18 protein-coding genes are annotated in these 20,170 nt (G+C 70.8%); 17 read left to right on the forward strand and 1 reads right to left on the reverse strand.

Annotation, left to right across the window (positions count from 1 at the left end):
• Positions 1-6: 6 nt before the first annotated feature.
• A complete protein-coding gene (locus KSO97_RS06695; RefSeq protein ID WP_232677313.1) occupies positions 7-654 on the forward strand; it encodes a flavodoxin family protein in 648 nt (215 codons plus the stop codon).
• A 22-nt stretch (positions 655-676) separates the two neighbouring features.
• Here KSO97_RS06695 and KSO97_RS06700 read toward each other — a convergent pair whose 3' ends face one another.
• The gene (locus tag KSO97_RS06700) at positions 677-2,026 is read right to left on the reverse strand and encodes a PLP-dependent aminotransferase family protein (protein WP_232677314.1); all 1,350 of its coding nucleotides are present in this window, start codon (positions 2,024-2,026) and stop codon (positions 677-679) included.
• A gap of 224 nt (positions 2,027-2,250) precedes the next feature.
• Here KSO97_RS06700 and KSO97_RS06705 point away from each other — a divergent pair, with 224 nt between their 5' ends.
• From KSO97_RS06705 to KSO97_RS06780, 16 genes are all read left to right on the forward strand, one after another.
• Positions 2,251-3,099: a nitrilase-related carbon-nitrogen hydrolase gene (locus KSO97_RS06705; protein WP_269782095.1), complete on the forward strand. Its 849-nt coding sequence runs from the start codon at positions 2,251-2,253 to the stop codon at positions 3,097-3,099.
• 70 nt (positions 3,100-3,169) lie between these two features.
• Positions 3,170-4,609: a dihydropyrimidinase gene (gene hydA, locus KSO97_RS06710; protein WP_232677316.1), complete on the forward strand. Its 1,440-nt coding sequence runs from the start codon at positions 3,170-3,172 to the stop codon at positions 4,607-4,609.
• 65 nt (positions 4,610-4,674) lie between these two features.
• Positions 4,675-5,703: a TIGR03842 family LLM class F420-dependent oxidoreductase gene (locus KSO97_RS06715; protein ID WP_232677318.1), complete on the forward strand. Its 1,029-nt coding sequence runs from the start codon at positions 4,675-4,677 to the stop codon at positions 5,701-5,703.
• A gap of 21 nt (positions 5,704-5,724) precedes the next feature.
• The gene (locus tag KSO97_RS06720; protein ID WP_232677319.1) at positions 5,725-6,720 is read left to right on the forward strand and encodes an ABC transporter permease; all 996 of its coding nucleotides are present in this window, start codon (positions 5,725-5,727) and stop codon (positions 6,718-6,720) included.
• Positions 6,721-6,824: 104 nt separating this feature from the next.
• Positions 6,825-7,769 (forward strand): ABC transporter ATP-binding protein, encoded by a 945-nt coding sequence (locus KSO97_RS06725; RefSeq protein WP_232677320.1) that lies wholly within the window; start codon positions 6,825-6,827, stop codon positions 7,767-7,769.
• Positions 7,769-8,575: an ABC transporter permease gene (locus KSO97_RS06730; RefSeq protein ID WP_232677321.1), complete on the forward strand. Its 807-nt coding sequence runs from the start codon at positions 7,769-7,771 to the stop codon at positions 8,573-8,575. The genes KSO97_RS06725 and KSO97_RS06730 overlap by 1 nt, the downstream gene beginning before the upstream one ends.
• A gap of 130 nt (positions 8,576-8,705) precedes the next feature.
• Positions 8,706-9,860 carry an ABC transporter substrate-binding protein gene (locus KSO97_RS06735; protein ID WP_232677322.1) on the forward strand — a complete coding sequence of 385 codons (1,155 nt, stop codon included), beginning with the start codon at positions 8,706-8,708 and terminating at the stop codon, positions 9,858-9,860.
• Positions 9,861-9,979: 119 nt separating this feature from the next.
• On the forward strand, positions 9,980-11,311 hold the full coding sequence (locus tag KSO97_RS06740) for an aspartate aminotransferase family protein (protein ID WP_232677323.1): 1,332 nt from the start codon (positions 9,980-9,982) through the stop codon (positions 11,309-11,311).
• Positions 11,311-12,840 (forward strand): CoA-acylating methylmalonate-semialdehyde dehydrogenase, encoded by a 1,530-nt coding sequence (locus KSO97_RS06745; RefSeq protein WP_232677324.1) that lies wholly within the window; start codon positions 11,311-11,313, stop codon positions 12,838-12,840. The genes KSO97_RS06740 and KSO97_RS06745 overlap by 1 nt, the downstream gene beginning before the upstream one ends.
• 156 nt (positions 12,841-12,996) lie before the next feature.
• On the forward strand, positions 12,997-13,710 hold the full coding sequence (locus tag KSO97_RS06750) for an ABC transporter ATP-binding protein (protein ID WP_232677325.1): 714 nt from the start codon (positions 12,997-12,999) through the stop codon (positions 13,708-13,710).
• Positions 13,685-15,256 (forward strand): hypothetical protein, encoded by a 1,572-nt coding sequence (locus KSO97_RS06755; RefSeq protein WP_232677326.1) that lies wholly within the window; start codon positions 13,685-13,687, stop codon positions 15,254-15,256. The genes KSO97_RS06750 and KSO97_RS06755 overlap by 26 nt, the downstream gene beginning before the upstream one ends.
• Positions 15,257-15,320: 64 nt before the next feature.
• Positions 15,321-16,004: a histidine phosphatase family protein gene (locus KSO97_RS06760; RefSeq protein WP_232677327.1), complete on the forward strand. Its 684-nt coding sequence runs from the start codon at positions 15,321-15,323 to the stop codon at positions 16,002-16,004.
• Positions 16,005-16,339: 335 nt separating this feature from the next.
• Complete coding sequence (locus tag KSO97_RS06765; protein WP_232677328.1) at positions 16,340-17,302, forward strand: hypothetical protein; 963 nt, start codon at positions 16,340-16,342, stop codon at positions 17,300-17,302.
• A gap of 227 nt (positions 17,303-17,529) precedes the next feature.
• Positions 17,530-18,612 carry a VanZ family protein gene (locus KSO97_RS06770; RefSeq protein ID WP_232677329.1) on the forward strand — a complete coding sequence of 361 codons (1,083 nt, stop codon included), beginning with the start codon at positions 17,530-17,532 and terminating at the stop codon, positions 18,610-18,612.
• Between the two features lie 71 nt (positions 18,613-18,683).
• Complete coding sequence (locus KSO97_RS06775; RefSeq protein ID WP_232677331.1) at positions 18,684-19,295, forward strand: TetR/AcrR family transcriptional regulator; 612 nt, start codon at positions 18,684-18,686, stop codon at positions 19,293-19,295.
• Positions 19,295-20,122, forward strand: coding sequence for a TIGR03084 family metal-binding protein (locus tag KSO97_RS06780; protein ID WP_232677333.1), 828 nt, complete (start codon positions 19,295-19,297; stop codon positions 20,120-20,122). The genes KSO97_RS06775 and KSO97_RS06780 overlap by 1 nt, the downstream gene beginning before the upstream one ends.
• Positions 20,123-20,170: the final 48 nt, after the last annotated feature.

The raw sequence follows: 20,170 nt of genomic DNA on the forward strand, positions 1-20,170 counted from the left end.
AGAGACATGCCTGACCAGACTCCTGACACCGTGACCGCGACGTCCCCCGACCTGACGGCCATCGTGCTCGCCTGCACGCTCTCGCCGTCGCCGTCCGACTCCAGTTCGATCAAGCTCGGCACAGAGGTGCTCGACGCCCTGCACGAGCACGGCGTGCAGGGCGGGACCGTGATCCGGGTGGTCGACCACGACGTGCGCTTCGGCGTCTCCGACGACGAGGGCGACGGCGACGAGTGGCCCGGGATCCGCGAGCAGGTGCTGGCCGCCGACATCCTCGTCTTCGCCACTCCGATCTGGATGGGCCAGCCGTCCGCGGTCGCGAAGATGGTGCTCGAGCGTCTCGACAACGAGATCGCCGAGACCGACGACGCCGGCCGTCCGCTGCTCTCGGACAAGGTCGCCGTGGCCGCGATCGTCGGCAACGAGGACGGCGCGCACCACAGCTCGGCGATGATCTTCCAGGCGCTCAACGACGTCGGATACACGATCCCGGCCCAGGGCGTCACGTACTGGGTGGGCGAGGCGATGGGATCCACCGACTACCAGGACCTCGACGAGGTACCGGAGAAGACCGCGCAGACGACCGCCACCGTCGCGCGGCACGCGGCCCACCTCGCCCGCGCGCTGCGCGCGATGCCCTACCCGGCGCCGTAGCGGCAGGGCGGCGACGCCGGTCTCACCCGTCGCCCCGGGCGGCGTCGGCGAGCGCGTCCGCGGCCACGTCGGCGTCCTCGACGGGGACCAGGCCGGAGGTGACGCGGATGTGCGGGGAGCCGGCGTCACCGGGCGCCAGGAACGGAGCCCCGGCGGCGACGCGGATCCCTGCCGTCGTCAGGTGCAGCAGGGCCTTCCGCTCGTCGGCGACGGGCAGCCACAGGTTGATCCCGTCGGGCACGGCGGTGCGCACGCCGCGAGATTCGAGTGCGGCGCAGAGCGTGTGCTGGCGGGCGTAGTACTGACGGCGGGCCTCGGAGACCTCGTCGAGTGAGCGCGCCTGGGTCAGCAGGTCGAGCAGGATCGTCTGCACCATCCGCGATGTCCACGCCGGTCCGAGCATGCGGCGCGCGACGATGGCGTCCACCAGCGACGACGGTCCGCCGAGCGCCGCGATCCGCAGGTCGGGACCATGCGACTTGGAGTAGGACCGCACGTGCACGACCCGGTCGGGCAGGTGAGTGCCGAGGGACACGTCGGGCGCGGTGGAGATCCAGCCGGAATGGTCGTCCTCGATGATCCACGGACCGTCGTCGCGCTGACGGCGCACCAGTCGCGCCAGTGCCGCGGCACGGGCCGTCGACATCGAGACCCCGGTCGGGTTGTGGGCACGCGGTTGCAGCAGCACGGCGACGGGGCGGGTCGCCAGGGCCCTGCGCAGCGACTCCGGCCGCACCCCCTCGGCGTCCAGCTCCAGCGGCACGATCTCGGCGCCGAGCGCCTCGACGAGGTCGAAGAACGGTGGGAAGCCGGGCGACTCCACGGCGACGCGGTCGCCGAAGGAGACCAGGTGCTCCAGGGTGCGCGCGATCCCGTCCGTGGCGCCGTCGGCCACCGTCAGTGTCTGCACGGGGTAGGGCCATGATGCGGCGAGCACGTCGCGCAGAGCCGGCACCACGGGCTCGGCCTGGTAGGCCCAGGTGCCCGCTCGCTCGGAGACGCGTTGCAGGGCGGGACCGAGCGCGGGCAACAGCGCGGGGTCGGGCGTTCCTCGGGAGAGGTCGAGCCGGCTCGCCTCCGGGACGGCGCCCACCAGCCCGCGTTGCCGCGGGCTGAGCCACGCCGTCGGCTCGTCGCGGACGAACGTGCCCGCGCGGCCACGGGAGACGACCAGCCCGGTTCGCCGCAGTGCCTGCCACGCGGCACTGACGGTCGCGGGGGACACGCCGAGCTCGGCGGCGACGTCGCGCACGGTGGGCAGACGCTCACCGGGTGCGAGCGCGCCGGCCCTGATCGAACGGGAGAACGCGCCGGCGATACCGCGCGGCGTCCGATCCTCCAGGCCCGAGAGATCGACCGCGGTCGCTGCCATGGGCTGCCTCCGGGTCTCGTGACACTCGCTCCTGGCTGGCCGACGACGTCGGGTGGGTGCCGGCGGAGTTGGCGTCGGCGCACACTCATCCAGCGCGAGGTGCGAGCACCCTATCTGTCGGCGAAATCGGCTGCGACCCTTGACAACCACGAAATCCGAGCGAAATGTTCACCTCCCACGATAACAGTTCCGGTGCACCACCAGCAGACCTCGGAGGGCTCGTCTTGACCATCGTGAAAGCCGCCATCAGCCAGACCACCTGGACCGGCGACAAGGAGTCCATGCTCGATCGTCACGAGCAGTTCTCCCGCGACGCCGCGGCCCAGGGCGCGCAGGTGATGTGCTATCAGGAGCTCTTCTACGGGCCCTACTTCGGCATCACCCAGGACCAGAAGTACTACCGCTACGCCGAGCCGGCCGACGGCCCGATCGTGCAGCGGTTCGCGGCGCTGGCCAAGGAGCTCGGCATGGTGCACGTCCTGCCGATCTACGAGGAGCAGCAGACCGGGGTCTACTACAACACCACCGTCGTGGTGGACGCCGACGGCACCGTGCTCGGCACGTACCGCAAGAACCACATCCCGCACGTGGAGAAGTTCTGGGAGAAGTTCTACTTCCGCCCCGGCAACCAGGGCTACCCGGTCTTCGAGACCGCGGTCGGCAAGGTCGGCACCTACATCTGCTACGACCGGCACTTCCCCGAGGGCTGGCGCGAGCTGGGCCTGAACGGCGCGCACATGGTGTTCAACCCCAACGCCACCAAGCCCGGCCTCTCCAACCGGCTGTGGGAGGTGGAGGGCCCGTGCGCCGCCGTCGCGAACGGCTACTTCGTGCTGCAGCCCAACCGCGTCGGCCGCGAGGACAACGAGTACGGCGACGAGGCGGTCACCTTCTACGGCACCAGTCAGATCATCGACCCGCGCGGCAACTTCGTCGGAGCGCTCGGCTCCAGCGAGCACGAGGAGCTGCTGGTGCGCGACCTGGATCTCGACATGGTGCAGGAGATGCGCGACGACTGGCAGTTCTACCGCGACCGCCGTCCTGACTCCTACGCCTCCATCGCCCAGGCGTGAGTCTCGACGGGCTCGACCACCGCGGACCGTTCGACCACCGCGGACCGTTCGACCAACGGAAGGGAATCTGATGGGCACCCTGCTGATCACCGGCGGCACCGTCGTCAGCTCGACGGGCCGCACCGAGGCCGACGTCCTGGTCGACGGCGAGCAGATCGTCGCCGTGCTGGCTCCCGGCAGCACCCTGCTGGGCAGCGACCTGACGGCGAGCGTCGACCGCGTCATCGACGCACGAGGCAAGTACGTCATCCCGGGCGGCATCGACGCCCACACCCACATGCAGCTGCCCTTCGGCGGCACCGAGGCCTGCGACACCTTCGAGACCGGCACCATCGCGGCGGCCTGGGGCGGCACGACCTCGATCATCGACTTCGCGGTGCAGACCCAGGGTCAGCGTGTCGAGGAGGGGTTGGCCGCCTGGCACGAGAAGGCGCGCGGCAACTGCGCCGTCGACTACGGGTTCCACCAGATCATCGGCGGCGTCGACGAGCACTCGCTCAAGGCGATGGAGACCCTCGTCGACGAGGGCATCACCTCCTACAAGATGTTCATGGCCTACCCGGGCGTCTTCTACGCCACCGACGACCAGATCCTGCGAGCGATGCAGAAGGCCCGCGACCTGGGCCTGATGACGATGATGCACGCCGAGAACGGTCCCGCCATCGACGTGCTCGCCGAGCAGCTCTACAACGCCGGCAAGACCACGCCCTACTTCCACGGCATCGCGCGCGCCTGGCAGCTGGAGGAGGAGGCCACCCACCGGGCGATCATGCTCGCGCATCTGACCGACGCCCCGCTCTACGTCGTCCACGTCAGCGCGAAGCAGGCCGTCGAGCAGCTGGCCGCGGCGCGCGACCGCGGGCAGAACGTCTTCGGTGAGACCTGCCCCCAGTACCTCTACCTCTCCCTGGAGGAGCAGCTGGGCGCCACGGGCGACCCGACCTGGGGCGAGTTCGAGGGCGCCAAGTGGGTCTGCTCGACCCCGTTGCGCAGCCGGGCCGAGGGGCACCAGGACGCCATGTGGCAGGGCCTGCGCACCAACGACCTGCAGATGGTGAGCACCGACCACTGCCCCTTCTGCATGAAGGACCAGAAGGAGCTGGGCCGCGGCGACTTCCGCGCCATCCCCAACGGCATCGGCTCGATCGAGCACCGGATGGACCTGCTCTACCAGGGCGTCGTCACCGGCCGCCTCACGCTGGAGCGCTGGGTGGAGATCACCTCCACCACGCCTGCGCGGATGTTCGGCCTCTACGGCCGCAAGGGCGTGATCGCCCCCGGCGCGGACGCCGACATCGTCGTCTACGACCCCGCCGGCCACACCTCCATCGGCTACGAGAAGACCCACCACATGGCGATGGACCACAGCGCGTGGGAGGGCTACGAGATCGACGGGCACGTCGACGTCGTCGTCAGCCGCGGCGCTGTGCTCGTCGACGACGACGGCTTCCACGGCCGCGCGGGCCACGGCCAGTACCTCAAGCGCGGCCTGACCCAGTACCTGACCTGACCGACCCGGTGGTCGAGGAGGTCGCGCGTCGACCGTCACGAGACCACTGCCGAGAGGAGAACCAGATGGACTTCGGTGTCGTCCTGCAGACGAACCCGCCGGCCTGGCGCACGGTCGGCCTGGCCAAACAGGCCGAGGAGCACGGCTTCGACTACGTGTGGACCTTCGACTCCCACCTACTGTGGCAGGAGCCGTACGTCATCTACAGCCAGATCCTGGCCGAGACCCGGCGCGTGATCGTGGGTCCGATGGTGACCAACCCGGCCACGCGTGACTGGACCGTGACGGCGTCGGTCTTCGCGACCCTCAACGAGATGTACGGCAACCGCACGGTCGTCGGCATCGGCCGCGGCGACTCCGCAGTCCGGGTGCTCAACGGCAAGCCCTGCACATTGAAGGAGGTCCGCGAGGCGACCCACGTGATCCGCGAGCTCGGCAACTGCCGGCCCGTCGAGCACAACGGGTCGACCCTCCAGTTCCCGTGGGCGCGCACGTCCGCGCTGGAGGTGTGGATGGCGGCCTACGGCCCGCTGGCGCTGAAGACGACGGGCGAGGCCGCTGACGGCTTCATCCTGCAGCTGGCCGACGTCGACGTCGCGCAGTGGATGATCACCCAGGTCCGCAGCGCTGCCGAGACTGCCGGGCGCGACCCCGACGCGATCACCTTCTGCGTCGCCGCACCGGCCTACGTCGGAGACGGCTCGGAGGAGTCGATGCGCCACCAGCGCGAGCAGTGCCGCTGGTTCGGCGGGATGGTCGGCAACCACATCGCCGACATCGTCGAGAAGTACGGCGCGGAGGCGGACTTCCCCGAGGTGCTGGTCGACTACATCAAGGGTCGTACCGGCTACGACTACAACACCCACGGCAAGGCCGACAACGACCACGTCGACTTCGTGCCCGACGAGATCGTCGACCGGTTCTGCCTGCTCGGCACGCCGGCCGACCATGTCGCCAAGCTGGAGCAGCTCAAGGCGATCGGCGTCGACCAGTTCTGCGTCTACCTCCAGCACGACAACAAGGAGGAGACGATGCGGATCTACGGGGAGTCCATCATGCCGAAGCTCCGCGACCAGATCACCGCCAAGGCCTAGAGAGACGGGGCCACCGCACCGATGACCGACCTCGCACAGAGTCTGACGCCGCCGCCGGTCGCGGCGGCGTCCAGCGACCAGGGCAGCCCCGGACGTCGACGTGGCGCGCGCCGGGCCTCCGGCGGAGCTGCCGGGCGCATGGCCCGCGGAGTCCGGCGCGTCTGGACGGCGCTGCTCGGCCTGCTGGGTCTCGTCGCCGTCGGCGCGATCTGGGAGGGCTACAAGGCGATCGGCCCGGACGACGGCGTGCTGATCGGTGAGACCCGGGTGCTCCCGCGCACCACCGACCTGGCCATGCCGCACCTCCTCGACATGGTGCGGCGCCTCGGTGAGCCGGTGACCAGTGCGCCGGGCGCCGAACCCCTGTGGCGGGCGGTCTACGACGCCGCGAGCACCTCGTTCGGCATCGCCGCGGTGGGGTGGCTGGTGGGCGTCACTGTCGGCCTGCTGCTGGCTCTGCTGATGCAGCGGATCCGACTGGCCGAGTACGGACTCCTCCCGTGGATCGTGCTGAGTCAGACGGTTCCGTTGATCGCGTTCGCTCCCGTCGTGCGGCGATGGGGCAACCAGATCGAGATCGGCACCTGGGAGTGGCCGCCGTGGCTCTCGGTCGCGTTGATCGCCAGCTATCTGGCGTTCTTCCCGGTCGCCGTCGGCGCGCTGCGAGGTCTGCAGTCGCCGGCGCGCATCCACACCGAGCTGATGCACACCTACTCCGCCGGGTGGTGGGCCACGTTGCGGTCGGTCCGGCTGCCGGCCGCGGTTCCACATCTGCTGCCCGCCCTGCGACTGGCTGCTGCGGGCGCCGTCGTCGGCACGGTGGTCGCGGAGGTCTCGATCGTCTATCCCGACGGGATCGGTCGCCAGTTGATCACCTTCGCGGGTCAGGCCTCGGGCGATCCGGCCAAGGCCTGGGCGCCGATCTTCGGTGCCGTGGCGCTCGGCCTGGTCGCAGCGGTCGCCGTGTCGTTGATCGGTCTGCTGCTGCGCAACTACCGACGCGGGGAGGCGCTGTGAGCGACCGGGGATCGAACCAGCCAGAGCCGCCGACCGGTCACGTCGACCCCCGCGAGTCCGCGGCATCCCCCGATGCATTGCCCGTTGAAGACAGAGAGGCAGCGATGACGGAGACGACCCCGGTCCCCCCTGTCGAGGGCCCCGTCGAGCACAGCGCGCACGACGACGCCTCGACCGCAGCGGACGACGTGGGGCGAGCCGCGAGCGCCACCGAGGTGGCCGTGCCGGCCGCGGCGCCGTTCGGCCCGCCGCCACCCGCCGTCCTGGTGACCGGGTTGACCAAGCGGTTCGGCACCCGCAAGGGAGCCGTCCACGCACTGCAGGACGTCGAGCTGCGCGTCGAGCCGGGCGAGTTCGTCTCGCTGATCGGGCCCTCGGGCTGCGGCAAGTCGACGTTGATGCGGCTGATCGCCGACCTGGAGAAGCCGACGTCGGGGAGCATCGAGGTCTTCGGCAAGACGGTGAAGCAGGCCCGAGCCGACCAGGACTACGGCATCGCCTTCCAGCAGGCCGGACTGCTGCCCTGGCGCACGGTGGCCGCCAACATCGCACTGCCGCTCGAGCTGCACGGCGTGAGCCGCAAGGAGCGCCGGGAGCGGGTGAGCGAGCTGGCCGAGATGGTCGGCCTGACCGACTTCGTCAAGCATCACCCCGACCAGCTCTCCGGTGGCATGCAGCAGCGGGTGGCCATCGCGCGCTCGCTCGCCGAGCAGCCACGTCTGCTCCTGATGGACGAGCCCTTCGGCGCGCTGGACGAGATGACCCGCGAGCGGATGCAGGGCGAGCTGTCGCGGATCGCGCGCGAGACCGGCGCCGCCGTGGTGTTCGTGACGCACTCGATCCCCGAGGCGGTGTTCCTCTCCGACCGCGTGGTCGTGATGTCGCCCCGTCCTGGCCGGATCACCGGGATCGTCGAGACCGGCATCGGTGCCGACGCCGCCCGTGACGAGGCTCTGCGTGAGAACCCGGCGTTCTTCGCCAAGGTCACCGAGGTGCGTGAGGCGTTGCACGGGGTGCCAGTGGCCGAGGGCGGGCGGGAGGCCCGCTGATGTCCCAGCCGTCGGCACAGCTCGCCGGGTGGTCCGCGTTCCTGGACCGGTTCGGACGCGTGCTCGCGCCGGTACTGGTCGGGGCCGCGCTGCTCGGCGTCTGGCAGTACCTGGTGAGCGTCGTGCAGGTGGACGACGTGCTGCTGCCCAGCCCGGCGCGGATCTGGGAGGAGTGGGAGGCCAACACCGGGCCCATCCGCGAGGCCGCCGGGATCACCGGCACCAACGCCCTAGCGGGGCTCGCGTTCGGCAGCGTGCTCGGCGTGGTGCTCGCCGGGATCGCGGCGGCAGCGCGCTGGTTCGAGGGCATGCTCGCCTCGGTGGTCGCCGCCCTGGCCGTGGTACCGATCGTGGCGCTGGCGCCCGTGCTGAACTCGATGTTCGGCGCCGACAGCGAGTTCGGACGGCGTGCCGTGGCCGCGATCGCGGCGTTCGTGCCGGTCTACATCAACACCGTGCGCGGCCTGCGCCAGACCACGCCGCTGCACCGGGACCTGATGAGCACCTACGCCTCGACCCGGTGGCAGACCTTCCGCACCCTCACCCTGCCCTCGGCGGCGCCGTACGTGCTGACCGGCGTCCGCGTGGCCAGCTCGCTCGCCGTCATCTCCGCCCTGGTCGCCGAGTACTTCGGCGGACCCCGCGGCGGGCTCGGCGCCTTCATCTCCACCTCCGCCGCCACCAGCCGCTACGCCCTCGCCTGGGCGTACGTGGGAGCGGCCATCGTGCTCGGGTTGGCCGCCTACGTCGCCACCGTGCTGCTCGAACGACTCGTGCAGTGGCGACTCCCGGCCGGGGGCTCGTGATGAGCCCCGCGAAGTACGGGACGGGATGGGTGATCGGGATCCGCGCACTCTCGTCCACGCCGTCACTGCGCAACGGCGCGCAGTGCTTCCCCTGTGGCACCCCCTCATGCACCGCCGAAAGGAACACCGAATGAAGCACACATTCCGCCGCACCGTGGTGGCAGGCGCCGCGCTCCTCGCGACGGCCTCGATGTTGACCGCCTGCGGCAGCGACAGTGGAGACGGCGACTCGGGGGGCTCCGGGGGATCCGCCTCGGGCGACCTCCAGGAGATCAAGCTGCAGCTGCAGTGGCTGCCCCAGGCCCAGTTCGCCGGCTACTACGCCGCGCTCGACCAGGGCTATTTCGAGGACGAGGGTCTCGACGTCGAGATCATCCCGTCCGGTGGCGACATCGTGCCGCAGGACGCTCTCGCCAACGGCGACGTCGACTACGCGATCGCCTGGGTCCCCAAGGTGCTCGGCTCGATCGAGCAGGGGGCGAACCTGACCAACGTCGCCCAGATCTTCCAGCGCTCGGGCACGCTGCAGGTCGCCTGGGCCGACTCCGGCATCGACTCCGTCGCCGACTTCGAGGGCAAGAAGATCGGCTCGTGGGGCTTCGGCAACGAGTGGGAGATCTTCGCGGCGATGGCCGACGAGGGTCTCGACTCCTCGACGGTCGACATCGTCACCCAGGACTTCAACATGAACGCCTTCCTGCAGCGCGACATCGACGCGGCCCAGGCGATGACCTACAACGAGTACGCGCAGTTGCTCGAGACCGAGGACCCCGACACCGGCGAGCTCTACACGCCCGACGACTTCAACGTCATCAGCTACGAGGACACCTCCGGTGCGATGCTGCAGGACGCCATCTGGGCCGACACCGAGCGCCTCGCCGACGACGAGGAGTACGCCGAGACGACCGTGAAGTTCCTCAAGGCCGTCGTCAGGGGCTGGATCTTCGCCCGCGACAACGTCGAGGACGCCGCGAACATCACCGTCGCCGCCGGGTCGAGCTGGGGTCCGAGCCACGAGCTGTGGATGGCCAACGAGGTCAACAAGCTGATCTGGCCCGCCGACGCCGGCATCGGCGTGATCGACGAGGGCGCCTGGGACCAGACCGTCGAGGGTGCGCTCGCCGCCGTCAACGAGCAGGGCCAGCACCTCATCACCACCGAGCCTCCGGCCACCGCCTACGACAACACCTACATCGAGGAGGCACTGGCCGACCTCGGTGACGACGACACCACCGGCGAGGGCTACGAGCCGATCGAGGTCACCCTGGCCAAGGGCGGCAACTAGCCCGGTCATCGAGCTTGTCGAGATGCCACCGGGGGTCTCGACAAGCTCGACCACCGTGGTGTCGAGATCCCACCCCGCGACACCACGACCACATCACCATCTTCGAAGGAGACCCGACGATGTCGACGGATCAGCAGGTCGCACATGATCTGGACGCCTATGCCAAGAGCCTGGACCGCGCCCACGTGTTCCACTCCTGGTCGGCGCAGGGCGCGCTCGATCCGCTCGTCATCGCCGGGGGGAGCGGGTGCCGGGTGTGGGACCACGCCGGCACCCGCTACCTCGACTTCTCCAGTCAGCTGGTCAACGTCAACATCGGCCATCAGCACCCTGCCGTCGTCGCGGCGATCCAGGAGCAGGCGGCGCTGCTGACCACGATCTCCCCACCCACGGCGAACCTCGCCCGGGGCGAGGCTGCCCGGCGGATCACCGATCGGGCTCCTGCGGGCATGAGCAAGGTCTTCTTCACCAATGGTGGGGCGGACGCCAACGAGAACGCCATCCGGATGGCGCGCCTGCACACCGGACGCGACACGGTGCTCTCCACGTACCGCAGCTACCACGGCAACACCGGCTCGGCGATCGTCGCCACCGGCGACTGGCGGCGTGTGCCCAACCAGTACTCGCGCGCCCACGCGCACTTCTTCGGTCCCTACCTCTACCGCTCCGAGTTCTGGGCCAGCACGCCGGAGGAGGAGAGCGAGCGCGCGCTGCGTCATCTGCGGCGGGTGATCGAGTGCGAGGGTCCGGGGAGCGTCGCAGCGATCCTGCTCGAGACGATCCCCGGCACCGCCGGCATCCTGATGCCGCCGCCGGGCTACCTGCCCGGGGTGCGGGCACTGGCCGACGAGTTCGGCATCGTGCTGATCCTCGACGAGGTGATGGCCGGCTTCGGCCGCACCGGTGAGTGGTTCGCCTTCGACTCCTACGACGTGCGCCCGGACCTGATCACCTTCGCCAAGGGCGTCAACTCCGGGTACGTGCCGATCGGCGGCGTCGTGATCGGCGACCACATCGCCTCCGACTTCGACGAGGCCGTCTTCCCCGGCGGGTTGACCTACAGCGGCCACCCGCTCGCGGCCGCCTCGGTGGTCGGCGCACTCGACGCCATGGAGGCCGAGGGCGTCGTCGCCAACGCCAAGCGGATCGGAACCGACGTGCTCGGCCCCGCGCTGGCCGACCTCGCCGAGCGCCACGCCGTCGTGGGCGAGGTGCGTGGCACCGGCGTCTTCTGGGCGATCGAACTGGTGGCCGACGCCGCCACGAAGGCTCCGCTCCCCGCCGCCCTGATGGGCAGGGCGAAGAGCGCCTTGATGGAACGGGGCCTGCTGCCCTTCGTGACCGACAACCGGATCCACGCCGTACCACCGTGCGTGGTGACCGACGACGAGGTGGCCGAAGCGGTCGCCGCCTACGACGCAGTGCTGACGCTGCTGGACGGAGAGATCTGATGACCGACCACACTGACGTGACCACCCTGCCGGTGCTCGACCACTGGATCGACGGCGCACTCACCGCCGGGGACTCCTCGCGGCTGGGGCCGGTCTTCGACCCCGCGCTCGGGCAGCAGACCAAATCGGTGCGGCTGGGTTCGGCAGCCGACGTCGGCACCGCCGTCGCCGCCGCCAAGGCGGCCTTCGACGGGCCCGGGGGCTGGGGCCGCGCCTCGATCGCCAAGCGGCAGCAGGTGATCTTCGCGTTCCGCGAATTGCTTAACGCCCGCAAGGGCGATCTCGCGGCGATCCTCACCTCCGAGCACGGCAAGGTGCTCAGCGACGCCGCCGGCGAGGTCGCTCGAGGGCTGGAGGTCGTGGAGTTCGCGTGCGGGATGCCGCACCTGGCCAAGGGCAGCTACTCCGAGAGCGTCTCGACCGACGTCGACGTCTACTCGGTCAAGGAGCCGCTGGGCGTCGTCGGCATCATCAGCCCGTTCAACTTCCCGGCGATGGTGCCGATGTGGTTCTTCCCGATCGCGATCGCGGCGGGCAACACCGTGGTGCTCAAGCCGAGCGAGAAGGACCCCTCGGTCGCCAACTGGATGGCGGCACTGCTCACCGAGGCCGGCCTGCCCGACGGCGTCTTCAACGTCGTGCACGGTGACAAGGAAGCCGTCGACGCGCTGCTCGAGCACCCCGACGTCGCCTCGGTCTCGTTCGTCGGCTCGACCCCGATCGCCCAGTACGTCTACGAGAAGGGCACGGCGTCCGGCAAGCGGGTGCAGGCGCTGGGCGGTGCGAAGAACCACATGCTGGTGCTGCCCGACGCCGACCTCGACCTCGTCGCCGACGCCTGCGTGAACGCCGGCTTCGGCTCCGCGGGCGAGCGGTGCATGGCGATCTCCGTCGTGCTCGCGGTCGACCCGGTGGGTGATGCGCTGATCGAGAAGATCACCGACCGGATGGGCAAGCTCGTCACCGGCGACGGTCGCGGCGCGGCCGACATGGGCCCGCTGATCACCCGGGAGCACCGCGACAAGGTGGCCGGGTACCTCGACGTCGCTCCGGCCGACGGTGCGACCGTCGTCGTCGACGGCCGCGAGACCCAGATCGACGGCGCGGCCGACGGCTTCTGGCTCGGTCCGTCGCTGGTCGACCACGTTCCTACCGACTCGCGCGTCTACACCGAGGAGATCTTCGGCCCGGTGCTCTCCATCGTGCGGATCGCCTCCTACGCCGAGGGGGTGGAGCTGATCAACTCCGGGCCTTACGGCAACGGCACCGCGATCTTCACCAACGACGGCGGCGCCGCGCGGCGCTTCCAGCGCGAGGTCGAGGTGGGCATGGTCGGCATCAACGTGCCGATCCCCGTGCCGGTCGCCTACCACTCCTTCGGTGGCTGGAAGGCCTCGATCTTCGGAGACGCCAAGGCCTACGGCCCGCACGGCGTGGACTTCTTCACCCGTGAGAAGGCCGTGACCGCGCGGTGGCTCGACCCCGCCACGCACGGCGGGATCAACCTGGGGTTCCCACAGAACACCTGACGCCCCGTCGTCCCGCACCACGAGCCGCCCGGGCCGGGGTGCGGGGCGCTGGCGGACGCCGAGCCGCCTGGCCGATCGGTCACACCTCACCGTCCCGGAGAACCATTTCCCCCGACGACGGTGGTCGTCGTCTTCGCTGCGTGGTGAGGTAGGAGCATGGGCCAGCCTGCTCCCGTCGTCGGCGGGCGCGGTCTGCACGTCCGCTTCGGCGAGGTCGAGGCCGTCGCCGGCGTCGACCTCACCGCCGATGCCGGGCAGTCGACGGCGCTGCTCGGACGCAACGGCGCCGGCAAGTCGACGACGATGCGGGTGCTCGCCGGCGTCGTCCCCCCGACCGCCGGCTCCGTGCGCGTGGCGGGGTTCGACGCGCGGCACGACCCGCTGCGCGTCAAGCAGGCCGTCGGGTACTGCCCTGACGTCGGCGGCCTCGTGCCCCGAGCGACTCCGTGGGAGCACCTGCAGTTGGCGGCCCGGCTGCGCCGGATGCCGGCCTGGGAGGACCGGGCCCGCACGCTGCTGGAGCGATTCGAGCTCGGCGACGTCGCCCACCGCGTGACCGCCGGCTTCTCCCACGGGATGGGCCGCCGCCTCTCGGTGCTGCTCGCGGCCTTCCACGAGCCCGTCGTCCTGTTGCTCGACGAGCCCTTCGACGGCGTCGACCCGATCGGCGTCGAGGCGACCCTGGAGGAGATCAACGACGCACGCGCGCGAGGCGCCTGTGTGCTGGTCTCGACCCACTTGCGCGAGCTCGCCGTCGAGGCGTGCACGAACGTCAGCGTGCTGCGCGGCGGCGCCCAGGTCGCCACGATGAGCGCTGCGGAGATGAGCGGCGAGGAGGGCGCTCGTGCCTACCGCGGTCTCCTCGACTGACGCGCGGCCGGCACCGACCCGACGCGACACCCCCGGCCGGACGGCCGACGCCGTCCGCGCGGTGGTCGACGTCGGGCACCTGCTGCGGTTCCGGATGGCGAGCACGCGCCGCCGCGCGACGTCACTGATCGCGGCCCTGGCGCTCCTGGGCCTGACGGCGGCCGTGGCCGTCGTACCCGCGTTCCTCCCCGGTGCGGGTGAGAGCGGCCAGGCGTTCGACCTGCTGCTGATCCTGCCCACGGCACTCGCGGGCTTCCTGATCCTGGCCGTGGTGTCGGCGACGGCGTCCGGGGGCGGCCGCGAACTGATCGCCCGTGACCCGGCGTCGGTGTTCCCCGTCAGCCCGACGACCGACCATCTCGGCGCGCTGCTGCTGGCACCGCTCAACATCGCCTGGTTGATGCAGGCGTGGGGCCTGCTCGGCATGACGGCGTTCGCGGTCGGCGTCGACGACCTGGGTACCGCTCAACCGATCGTGGTGATGTGGCTGACCGCGGGAACCGCGGTGGCCCAGGTGCTCGCGTGGACGCTCGAGGGTGTGCGCCGGGTGCCTCACGGCATCGGCATCGTGCGCGGGCTGACGATTCTGTTCTTCGGCATCGCGCTGGGGCTTCAGATCACTGACCAGCTGCTCACCGCCTTCGACCAGGTGCCGACCCGCGAGGTCGTCGTCGGCATGGTCTCCGGCTTCGGTGCGCGGTGGGTGCTGACGCTCGGTGCGATCGTGGCGGCCTTCCTGATCGCGGTGGCGCTCGGAGCCGTGCCGGCCACGATCGCCTCCCGGCGCGTCCCGCGCGACGAGCTGCGTGTCGAGGCGGGCCGGTATCCGGCCCGGCGCACGCCGCGCACCCTGCGGGGAATGCTGATCCGCATCGACCGGGCCTCGGTGTGGCGCGCAGTGCCGATGCGTCGTGGCGTCGCGGTGCTGGCGCTGGGGCCGGGTCTGGTCGCCGTGCTCGGCGACCTCGGCTGGTCCGACACGATGATCCTGCCCGGTCTCGTCGCCTCGGGCGGTGCACTGCTGTACGGCGTGAACGCGTGGTGCCTGGACTCCCGGGGCGCGTTGTGGCGCGAGAGCCTCCCCGCGCCCCCGGCTGCCGTCTTCGACGCGCGCGCCTTCGTGCTCGGCGAGCTCCTGCTCGCCGGATCGTTGGTCACCGTGGCGATCGCCGCAGTGCGTGCGGGCATGCCGACCTCGGTGGAGGCGACGGCGCTCGCGGTGACGCTGCTCGTGGTGACCGTGCAGGTCGTCGCCGCGGCGATGCGCTGGTCGGCGGCCCGGCCCTATGCCACCGACCTTCGTTCCTCCCGCGCGACGCCGGCGCCGCCGGCCGTGATGGTGGGTTATTCCGCAAGGTTGGCCATCTCCACGACGATGACCGGCTTGGTCTTCTCACTCCTCTCTCGGGCCGAGGACGCGACCATCGCAGTGCTCCTCGCCGTCACCATGTGCTGCTGGTCGGGCTTCCGCTTGGCCCGCACCCGGCGTCGCTGGTGCGATCCCTCCGAGCGCGCCCGCGTGGTCATGACGGTCGCCGCCTCCTGAGGCTCTCCCGGTGGTCGGGAGGTCGCTCTGTGACCGTCACGAGGCCCCTTGGCAGGATGTGCCCATGGGTCAGCTCCTCCTCGTGCGGCACGGCCAGGCCTCGTTCGGAGCGGCCGACTACGACGTGCTGTCCGACGTCGGCTGGGAGCAGGGCCGCGCTCTCGGCACCTGGCTGCGGGAGGCCGACCTCGCCCCGACGACGTTGATCCGCGGCGACATGCGACGCCACCGCGAGACCCTGGAGGCGATCCTCGACGGCGCGGGCTGGGCGGGATCCGATGTCGCCGATCAGGTGCAGGTCGACGCGGACTGGAACGAGTTCGACCATGTCGCGCTGGTGAGCTCCTTCCCCGAGCTTCCGCCCGGGGAGCTGGACCGTCGGGCGTTCCAGCACGTGTTCGAGCAGGCGACGGCGGCCTGGATCGCCGGCACCTTCCCGGCGGAGGGAGCGGGGGAGACCTTCGCCGACTTCGTCGCCCGGGTGCGTTCCGCACTCGGGCGCGCGGCCGAGCGAGCGGGTTCGGGCCAGACGGCGGTGGTCGTCACCTCGGGCGGCGCGATCGCCGTCGCGGCCTCCCTGCTCGTGGGCGGTGACGACCCGGCGACCGTCGGTGCGCTGTGGTCGCGTTTCAACACCGTGATCGCGAACTCCTCGGTGACACGCGTCGTCGTCGGCCCCCGTGGCCCCCGACTCCTCACCTTCAACGAGCACGCCCACGCCGTCGGCTCGTTGCTCACCTACCGCTGAACCACCGCCGTCCCCGGACGTGCGTCCACGGGGCGCGTCGATTGAGGGAGCGGTGCCCGGGAGAGGGTTTGCCCGGTCGCGGTCGGGCGAGCGGTGACCTAGAGAGGAAACTCAGACTCAGTTCCCGCACTGCCTCACCGCTCGGCCTCGGGAGACGCGTCGAAGCCGCAGTAGCTCACCGCTCCGGCGCCGCGGCGTGCGTGCCCAGGTCGATCCACGGCCTGGCAGAGCCGTGAGCGAACCCTGATCGAGCACAGGATGCCGATACCCGGGACGCTCCACAGCCCCACGGCGGGATGCCGGCGTCGGACGGCGCGCACCCATGGGATCGGCACATGCGTCCGATCCCCGAGGAACTCACGACAGGCCCCTTCACCTACGCCACCGCCGCCCTGCACGGCGTCCCGGGGCACATGCTGACGGGGCGTCGATTCACGCGCATCTATCCGCGGGTATGGCGCTGGACAGGGCTCGAGCTCACGCATCGACAGCAGATCGAGGCCGCGCGGCTGGCGTTGCCCGCGGACGCGAGGCTCACCGGAATCACCCGGCTGCAGATTGCCGGTTTCAACGGCGGGCCGCTGACCCCGTTGCGCTTCGTCGTCGCCCGCGACCACCACATCTCGCTCGACGGCATCTTTCTGCACCGCACCAAGCGGCTCCCACCTACGGACGAGGTAGGCGTGACTCCGGCGGCAGCGTTCGTCGCCTACTGCGGCCTGGCGCGTGTCATCGACGTGATCCAAGCGGGGGATTGGTTGCTGGCCCAGGGCCTCATGACCACCACCGAGCTCGGGTTGCTGGTGACAGAGGCGCCCTGGCGGGCCGGGGCTCATCAGGCCGGCTGGGTCCTCCGGCGCCTGCGACCGGGTGTCGCCTCCCGATCGGAGTCGGTGGTGAGGACCTTGCTCGACTTCGCCGGCGTCGAGGTCCCCGAGGTGAACGGCGCCCTGGTGCTGGACGGGCGCGAGCTGCATTCAGACCTGCTCTATCGACGTTGGGGACTCGTGATCGAGTTCGAGGGACGGCAGCACCAGGCCGACCGGGTCCAGTACCTCAACGATCTTGGGCGCTACGCCCGGTATCGGGACCACGGGCTGGAGTACCTGCAGCTGACCGGAGAGGATCTACGGACTCCCCAGCATCTGGTCCGTCGTGTGCACCGGGCGCTCGTTCGTCGTGGGTATGACGGAGCTCAGCCCGACTTCGGTGGCGCATGGCGCCAGCTGTGGCGCTCGGTGACGGCGGCCGCCGGCCCGCGCCCCGATCGCGCCGACCTGAGTCGGGCCTCGGCCTAGTTCGCTTGGTCGCTGCGTGCTCCGTCGCCGCTGTCGGCGCGGTATGGGCTGAGTGGGCGGTGAGATGCGGAGGATTCCGCCGGGTTCTTACCTGGGAGCGGTGAGCTACAGAGGAATCGCCGACCCAGAACCCTCTGTGGGTCACCGCGCCCCGGGCCGGCGTCGGGCTGAAACCTCTGCAGGTCACCGCTCGACCGGAGGGCGACGCCCACGGCTAACGTCGCGGCGTGGACAGTCAGCTCGTGAACGCGATCGTCGCGATCGCGCTCGGATCGGTGGCAGCGATCGTGCTGCTCGTGCCGACGGCCGCCTATCAGTACCGGCTGGACGGCAAGCTGCAGCCGAAGGACCTGGCCGTCCTGCTGTCGGGAGCGGTCTACGGGCTGAGCCTGTGGACCTACACGTTGCTCCCGATGCCCGAGCCCGGCGAGTTCGCCTGCAAGGGCCGCCAACTCGATCTGTTCGGGTCCATCCGTCCGATCTTCAGCGACTACCCCGGTGGGCCGCTGGGGCTGTTGCGCGATCCGGCGTTCATGCAGGTCGCCCTGAATGTGGTGCTCTTCGTACCCCTGGGCTACTTCCTGCGCGTGATCCTCAAGCGGGGCGTCGTGACAGCGGCGGTGATCGGACTCGCGACGTCGCTGCTCATCGAGACCACCCAGGCCACCGGCGTCTGGCACCTCTACGACTGCGCCTACCGCCTCTTCGACGTCGACGACCTCGTCGTGAACACCCTCGGCGCGATCGGCGGATCGCTGCTCTCCTGGCTCTTCCTGGACCGACGCGACGACACGACGCCGCCGCTGCCGACGTCGATCACCCTCGGCCGACGTCTGATGGGCATGGTCAGCGACGTCCTGTTCGCGGTGCTCCTCGGTGCCGCGGTGGCCGCGGCCTATCGAGGCTGGATGGTCTACGGCCCGGGCAGCGGCGGCGACGGCGTGGACCGCGGCGTCCAGACGATGCTGCTGCTCGGCGTGCCCTGGTCGATCGAGGTGCTCAGCGTGCTGGTGAGCGGACGCACGATCGGCGAGCACGTCGTGGCGGTGCGGGCGCTCGCGCGCAGGCCGGCCGCCGTCGGCCGCTCGCGCGCGATCAAGCTGCTCACCGGGGTGACGCCGTTCTACTCGGCGCTCGCGCTGGGCGTGCTCTCGGTGCCGGTGATGCTGACGTACCTGGCGGTCCTGGCCGCGGTGAACCTCGGCGCTGCCTGGGTGACCGAGCAGCATCGGGGAATGAGCCACGTGCTCGCCGACATGGATCTGCGGATCGCCCGCGAGGAGGCGTTCGGCGCGACGGAGCGCACATGACGACACCGCCGACAGGCAGCAACAAAAAGTCAGGCTTGACTGTTTGTTAGACACGGCGGCAGAGTGACGCCGTGCCCGCTGCGACCCGCGTCACCCAAGAGGAGCGCACCCGCCTGATGCGGGCGCGGCTGCTGGAGGCCACCGTCGAGTTGCTCGTCGAACGCGGGTTCGCCGGGACGACGACCACGTTGGTCTCCGAGCGGGCCGGCGTGAGTCGGGGGGCGCAGCTGCACCACTTCCCGAGCAAGAACGCCCTCGTGCTGGCCGCGGTCGGCCACCTCACCGAGCAACGCGGGCGCGACCTGGCCGCCGCCGCCGCTGAGTTGCCCAGCGGGCCGCGCCGCACGCGCGCCGTCCTGGAGATGCTGGCAGCGCACTTCACCAGCCCCGTCTTCACCGCGGCCCTCGAGCTCTGGGTCGCCGCGCGCACCGACGCGGCGCTGCTGGCCGCCGTCGCGCCGCTGGAACAGCGCGTGGGACGCGAGGCGCACCGGCTCACCGTCGACGTGCTCGGCGCCGACGAGCGTCGACCGGGAACCCGCGAGCTGGTGCAGGCCACCCTCGACCTGGTGCGCGGTCTCGGCCTCGCGTCCACCATCAGCGACGACACCCGCCGTCGTCGCCGCATCCTCGACGAATGGGCCCGCGTGCTCGACGACCGCCTCCACCGGAAGGACGCCTGATGCCCACCGTGCTCGACGAACTCCTCGCCGACCTGACCGACGAGAGCGATCGGCTCCGCGCCGTCGTCGCCGGACTGCCCGACGACGGCGAGGGGTGGCGCCTCGCGACCCCCGCGGCCGGATGGGACGTCGCCGCGCAGATCGCCCACCTGATGTGGACCGACGAGGTCGCCGCGCTCGCCGCGCACGCGCACGCCGATCAGGCGCCCTGGGACGCGATCGTGCTCACCGCGATGGCCGACCCCACCGGCTTCGTCGACACCTGCGCCCTGGAGCTCGCCGCGCTCGACGCCGCCACCTTGCTGCAGCGATGGGACGCCGCACGGCCCGCCCTCGGCGAGGCGCTGCGGCAGGTGCCGGAGGGTCAGAAGATGCCGTGGTTCGGCCCGCCGATGTCGCCGACCTCGATGGCCACCGCCCGATTCATGGAGACCTGGGCGCACGCGCTCGACGTCTACGAGGCGCTCGGCGTCGACGCCGAGCACACCGACCGGATCAAGCACGTCGCCCACATCGGCGTGCGCACCCGCGGGTTCTCCTTCGTCACCAACGGTCTCGACGTGCCCGACGTCGAGCCGCGGATCGAGCTGACAGCGCCGAGTGGCGCCGTCTGGAGCTGGGGCCCCGACGATGCGGCGGAGCGGGTCGACGGCTCTGCTGTGGACTTCTGCCTCCTGGTGACTCAGCGCGTCCACCGCGCCGACACCGACCTGGTGGCGACGGGACCGGGTGCCGATGCGTGGCTCGACATCGCCCAGTGCTTCGCCGGGCCCCCTGGTGCGGGGCGCGAGCCCGGGCGTGACGGTGGAGCGGAGGGCGGTCGATGACGACGTCGGACTCGGGGGGTTTCGAGACGCTCGCTGGCGCTCGCTCCT

The organism is Nocardioides sp. R-C-SC26, assembly GCF_021246465.1.
Taxonomy (GTDB): domain Bacteria; phylum Actinomycetota; class Actinomycetes; order Propionibacteriales; family Nocardioidaceae; genus Nocardioides.

Coding starts and splice junctions, on each gene's coding strand:
- KSO97_RS06695 (WP_232677313.1), top strand. CDS start 7: ATGCCTGACCAGACTCCTGACACCGTGACCGCGACGTCCCCCGACCTG.
- KSO97_RS06700 (WP_232677314.1), bottom strand. CDS start 2,026: ATGGCAGCGACCGCGGTCGATCTCTCGGGCCTGGAGGATCGGACGCCG.
- hydA (WP_232677316.1), top strand. CDS start 3,170: ATGGGCACCCTGCTGATCACCGGCGGCACCGTCGTCAGCTCGACGGGC.
- KSO97_RS06715 (WP_232677318.1), top strand. CDS start 4,675: ATGGACTTCGGTGTCGTCCTGCAGACGAACCCGCCGGCCTGGCGCACG.
- KSO97_RS06720 (WP_232677319.1), top strand. CDS start 5,725: ATGACCGACCTCGCACAGAGTCTGACGCCGCCGCCGGTCGCGGCGGCG.
- KSO97_RS06725 (WP_232677320.1), top strand. CDS start 6,825: ATGACGGAGACGACCCCGGTCCCCCCTGTCGAGGGCCCCGTCGAGCAC.
- KSO97_RS06730 (WP_232677321.1), top strand. CDS start 7,769: ATGTCCCAGCCGTCGGCACAGCTCGCCGGGTGGTCCGCGTTCCTGGAC.
- KSO97_RS06735 (WP_232677322.1), top strand. CDS start 8,706: ATGAAGCACACATTCCGCCGCACCGTGGTGGCAGGCGCCGCGCTCCTC.
- KSO97_RS06740 (WP_232677323.1), top strand. CDS start 9,980: ATGTCGACGGATCAGCAGGTCGCACATGATCTGGACGCCTATGCCAAG.
- KSO97_RS06745 (WP_232677324.1), top strand. CDS start 11,311: ATGACCGACCACACTGACGTGACCACCCTGCCGGTGCTCGACCACTGG.
- KSO97_RS06750 (WP_232677325.1), top strand. CDS start 12,997: ATGGGCCAGCCTGCTCCCGTCGTCGGCGGGCGCGGTCTGCACGTCCGC.
- KSO97_RS06760 (WP_232677327.1), top strand. CDS start 15,321: ATGGGTCAGCTCCTCCTCGTGCGGCACGGCCAGGCCTCGTTCGGAGCG.
- KSO97_RS06765 (WP_232677328.1), top strand. CDS start 16,340: ATGCGTCCGATCCCCGAGGAACTCACGACAGGCCCCTTCACCTACGCC.
- KSO97_RS06780 (WP_232677333.1), top strand. CDS start 19,295: ATGCCCACCGTGCTCGACGAACTCCTCGCCGACCTGACCGACGAGAGC.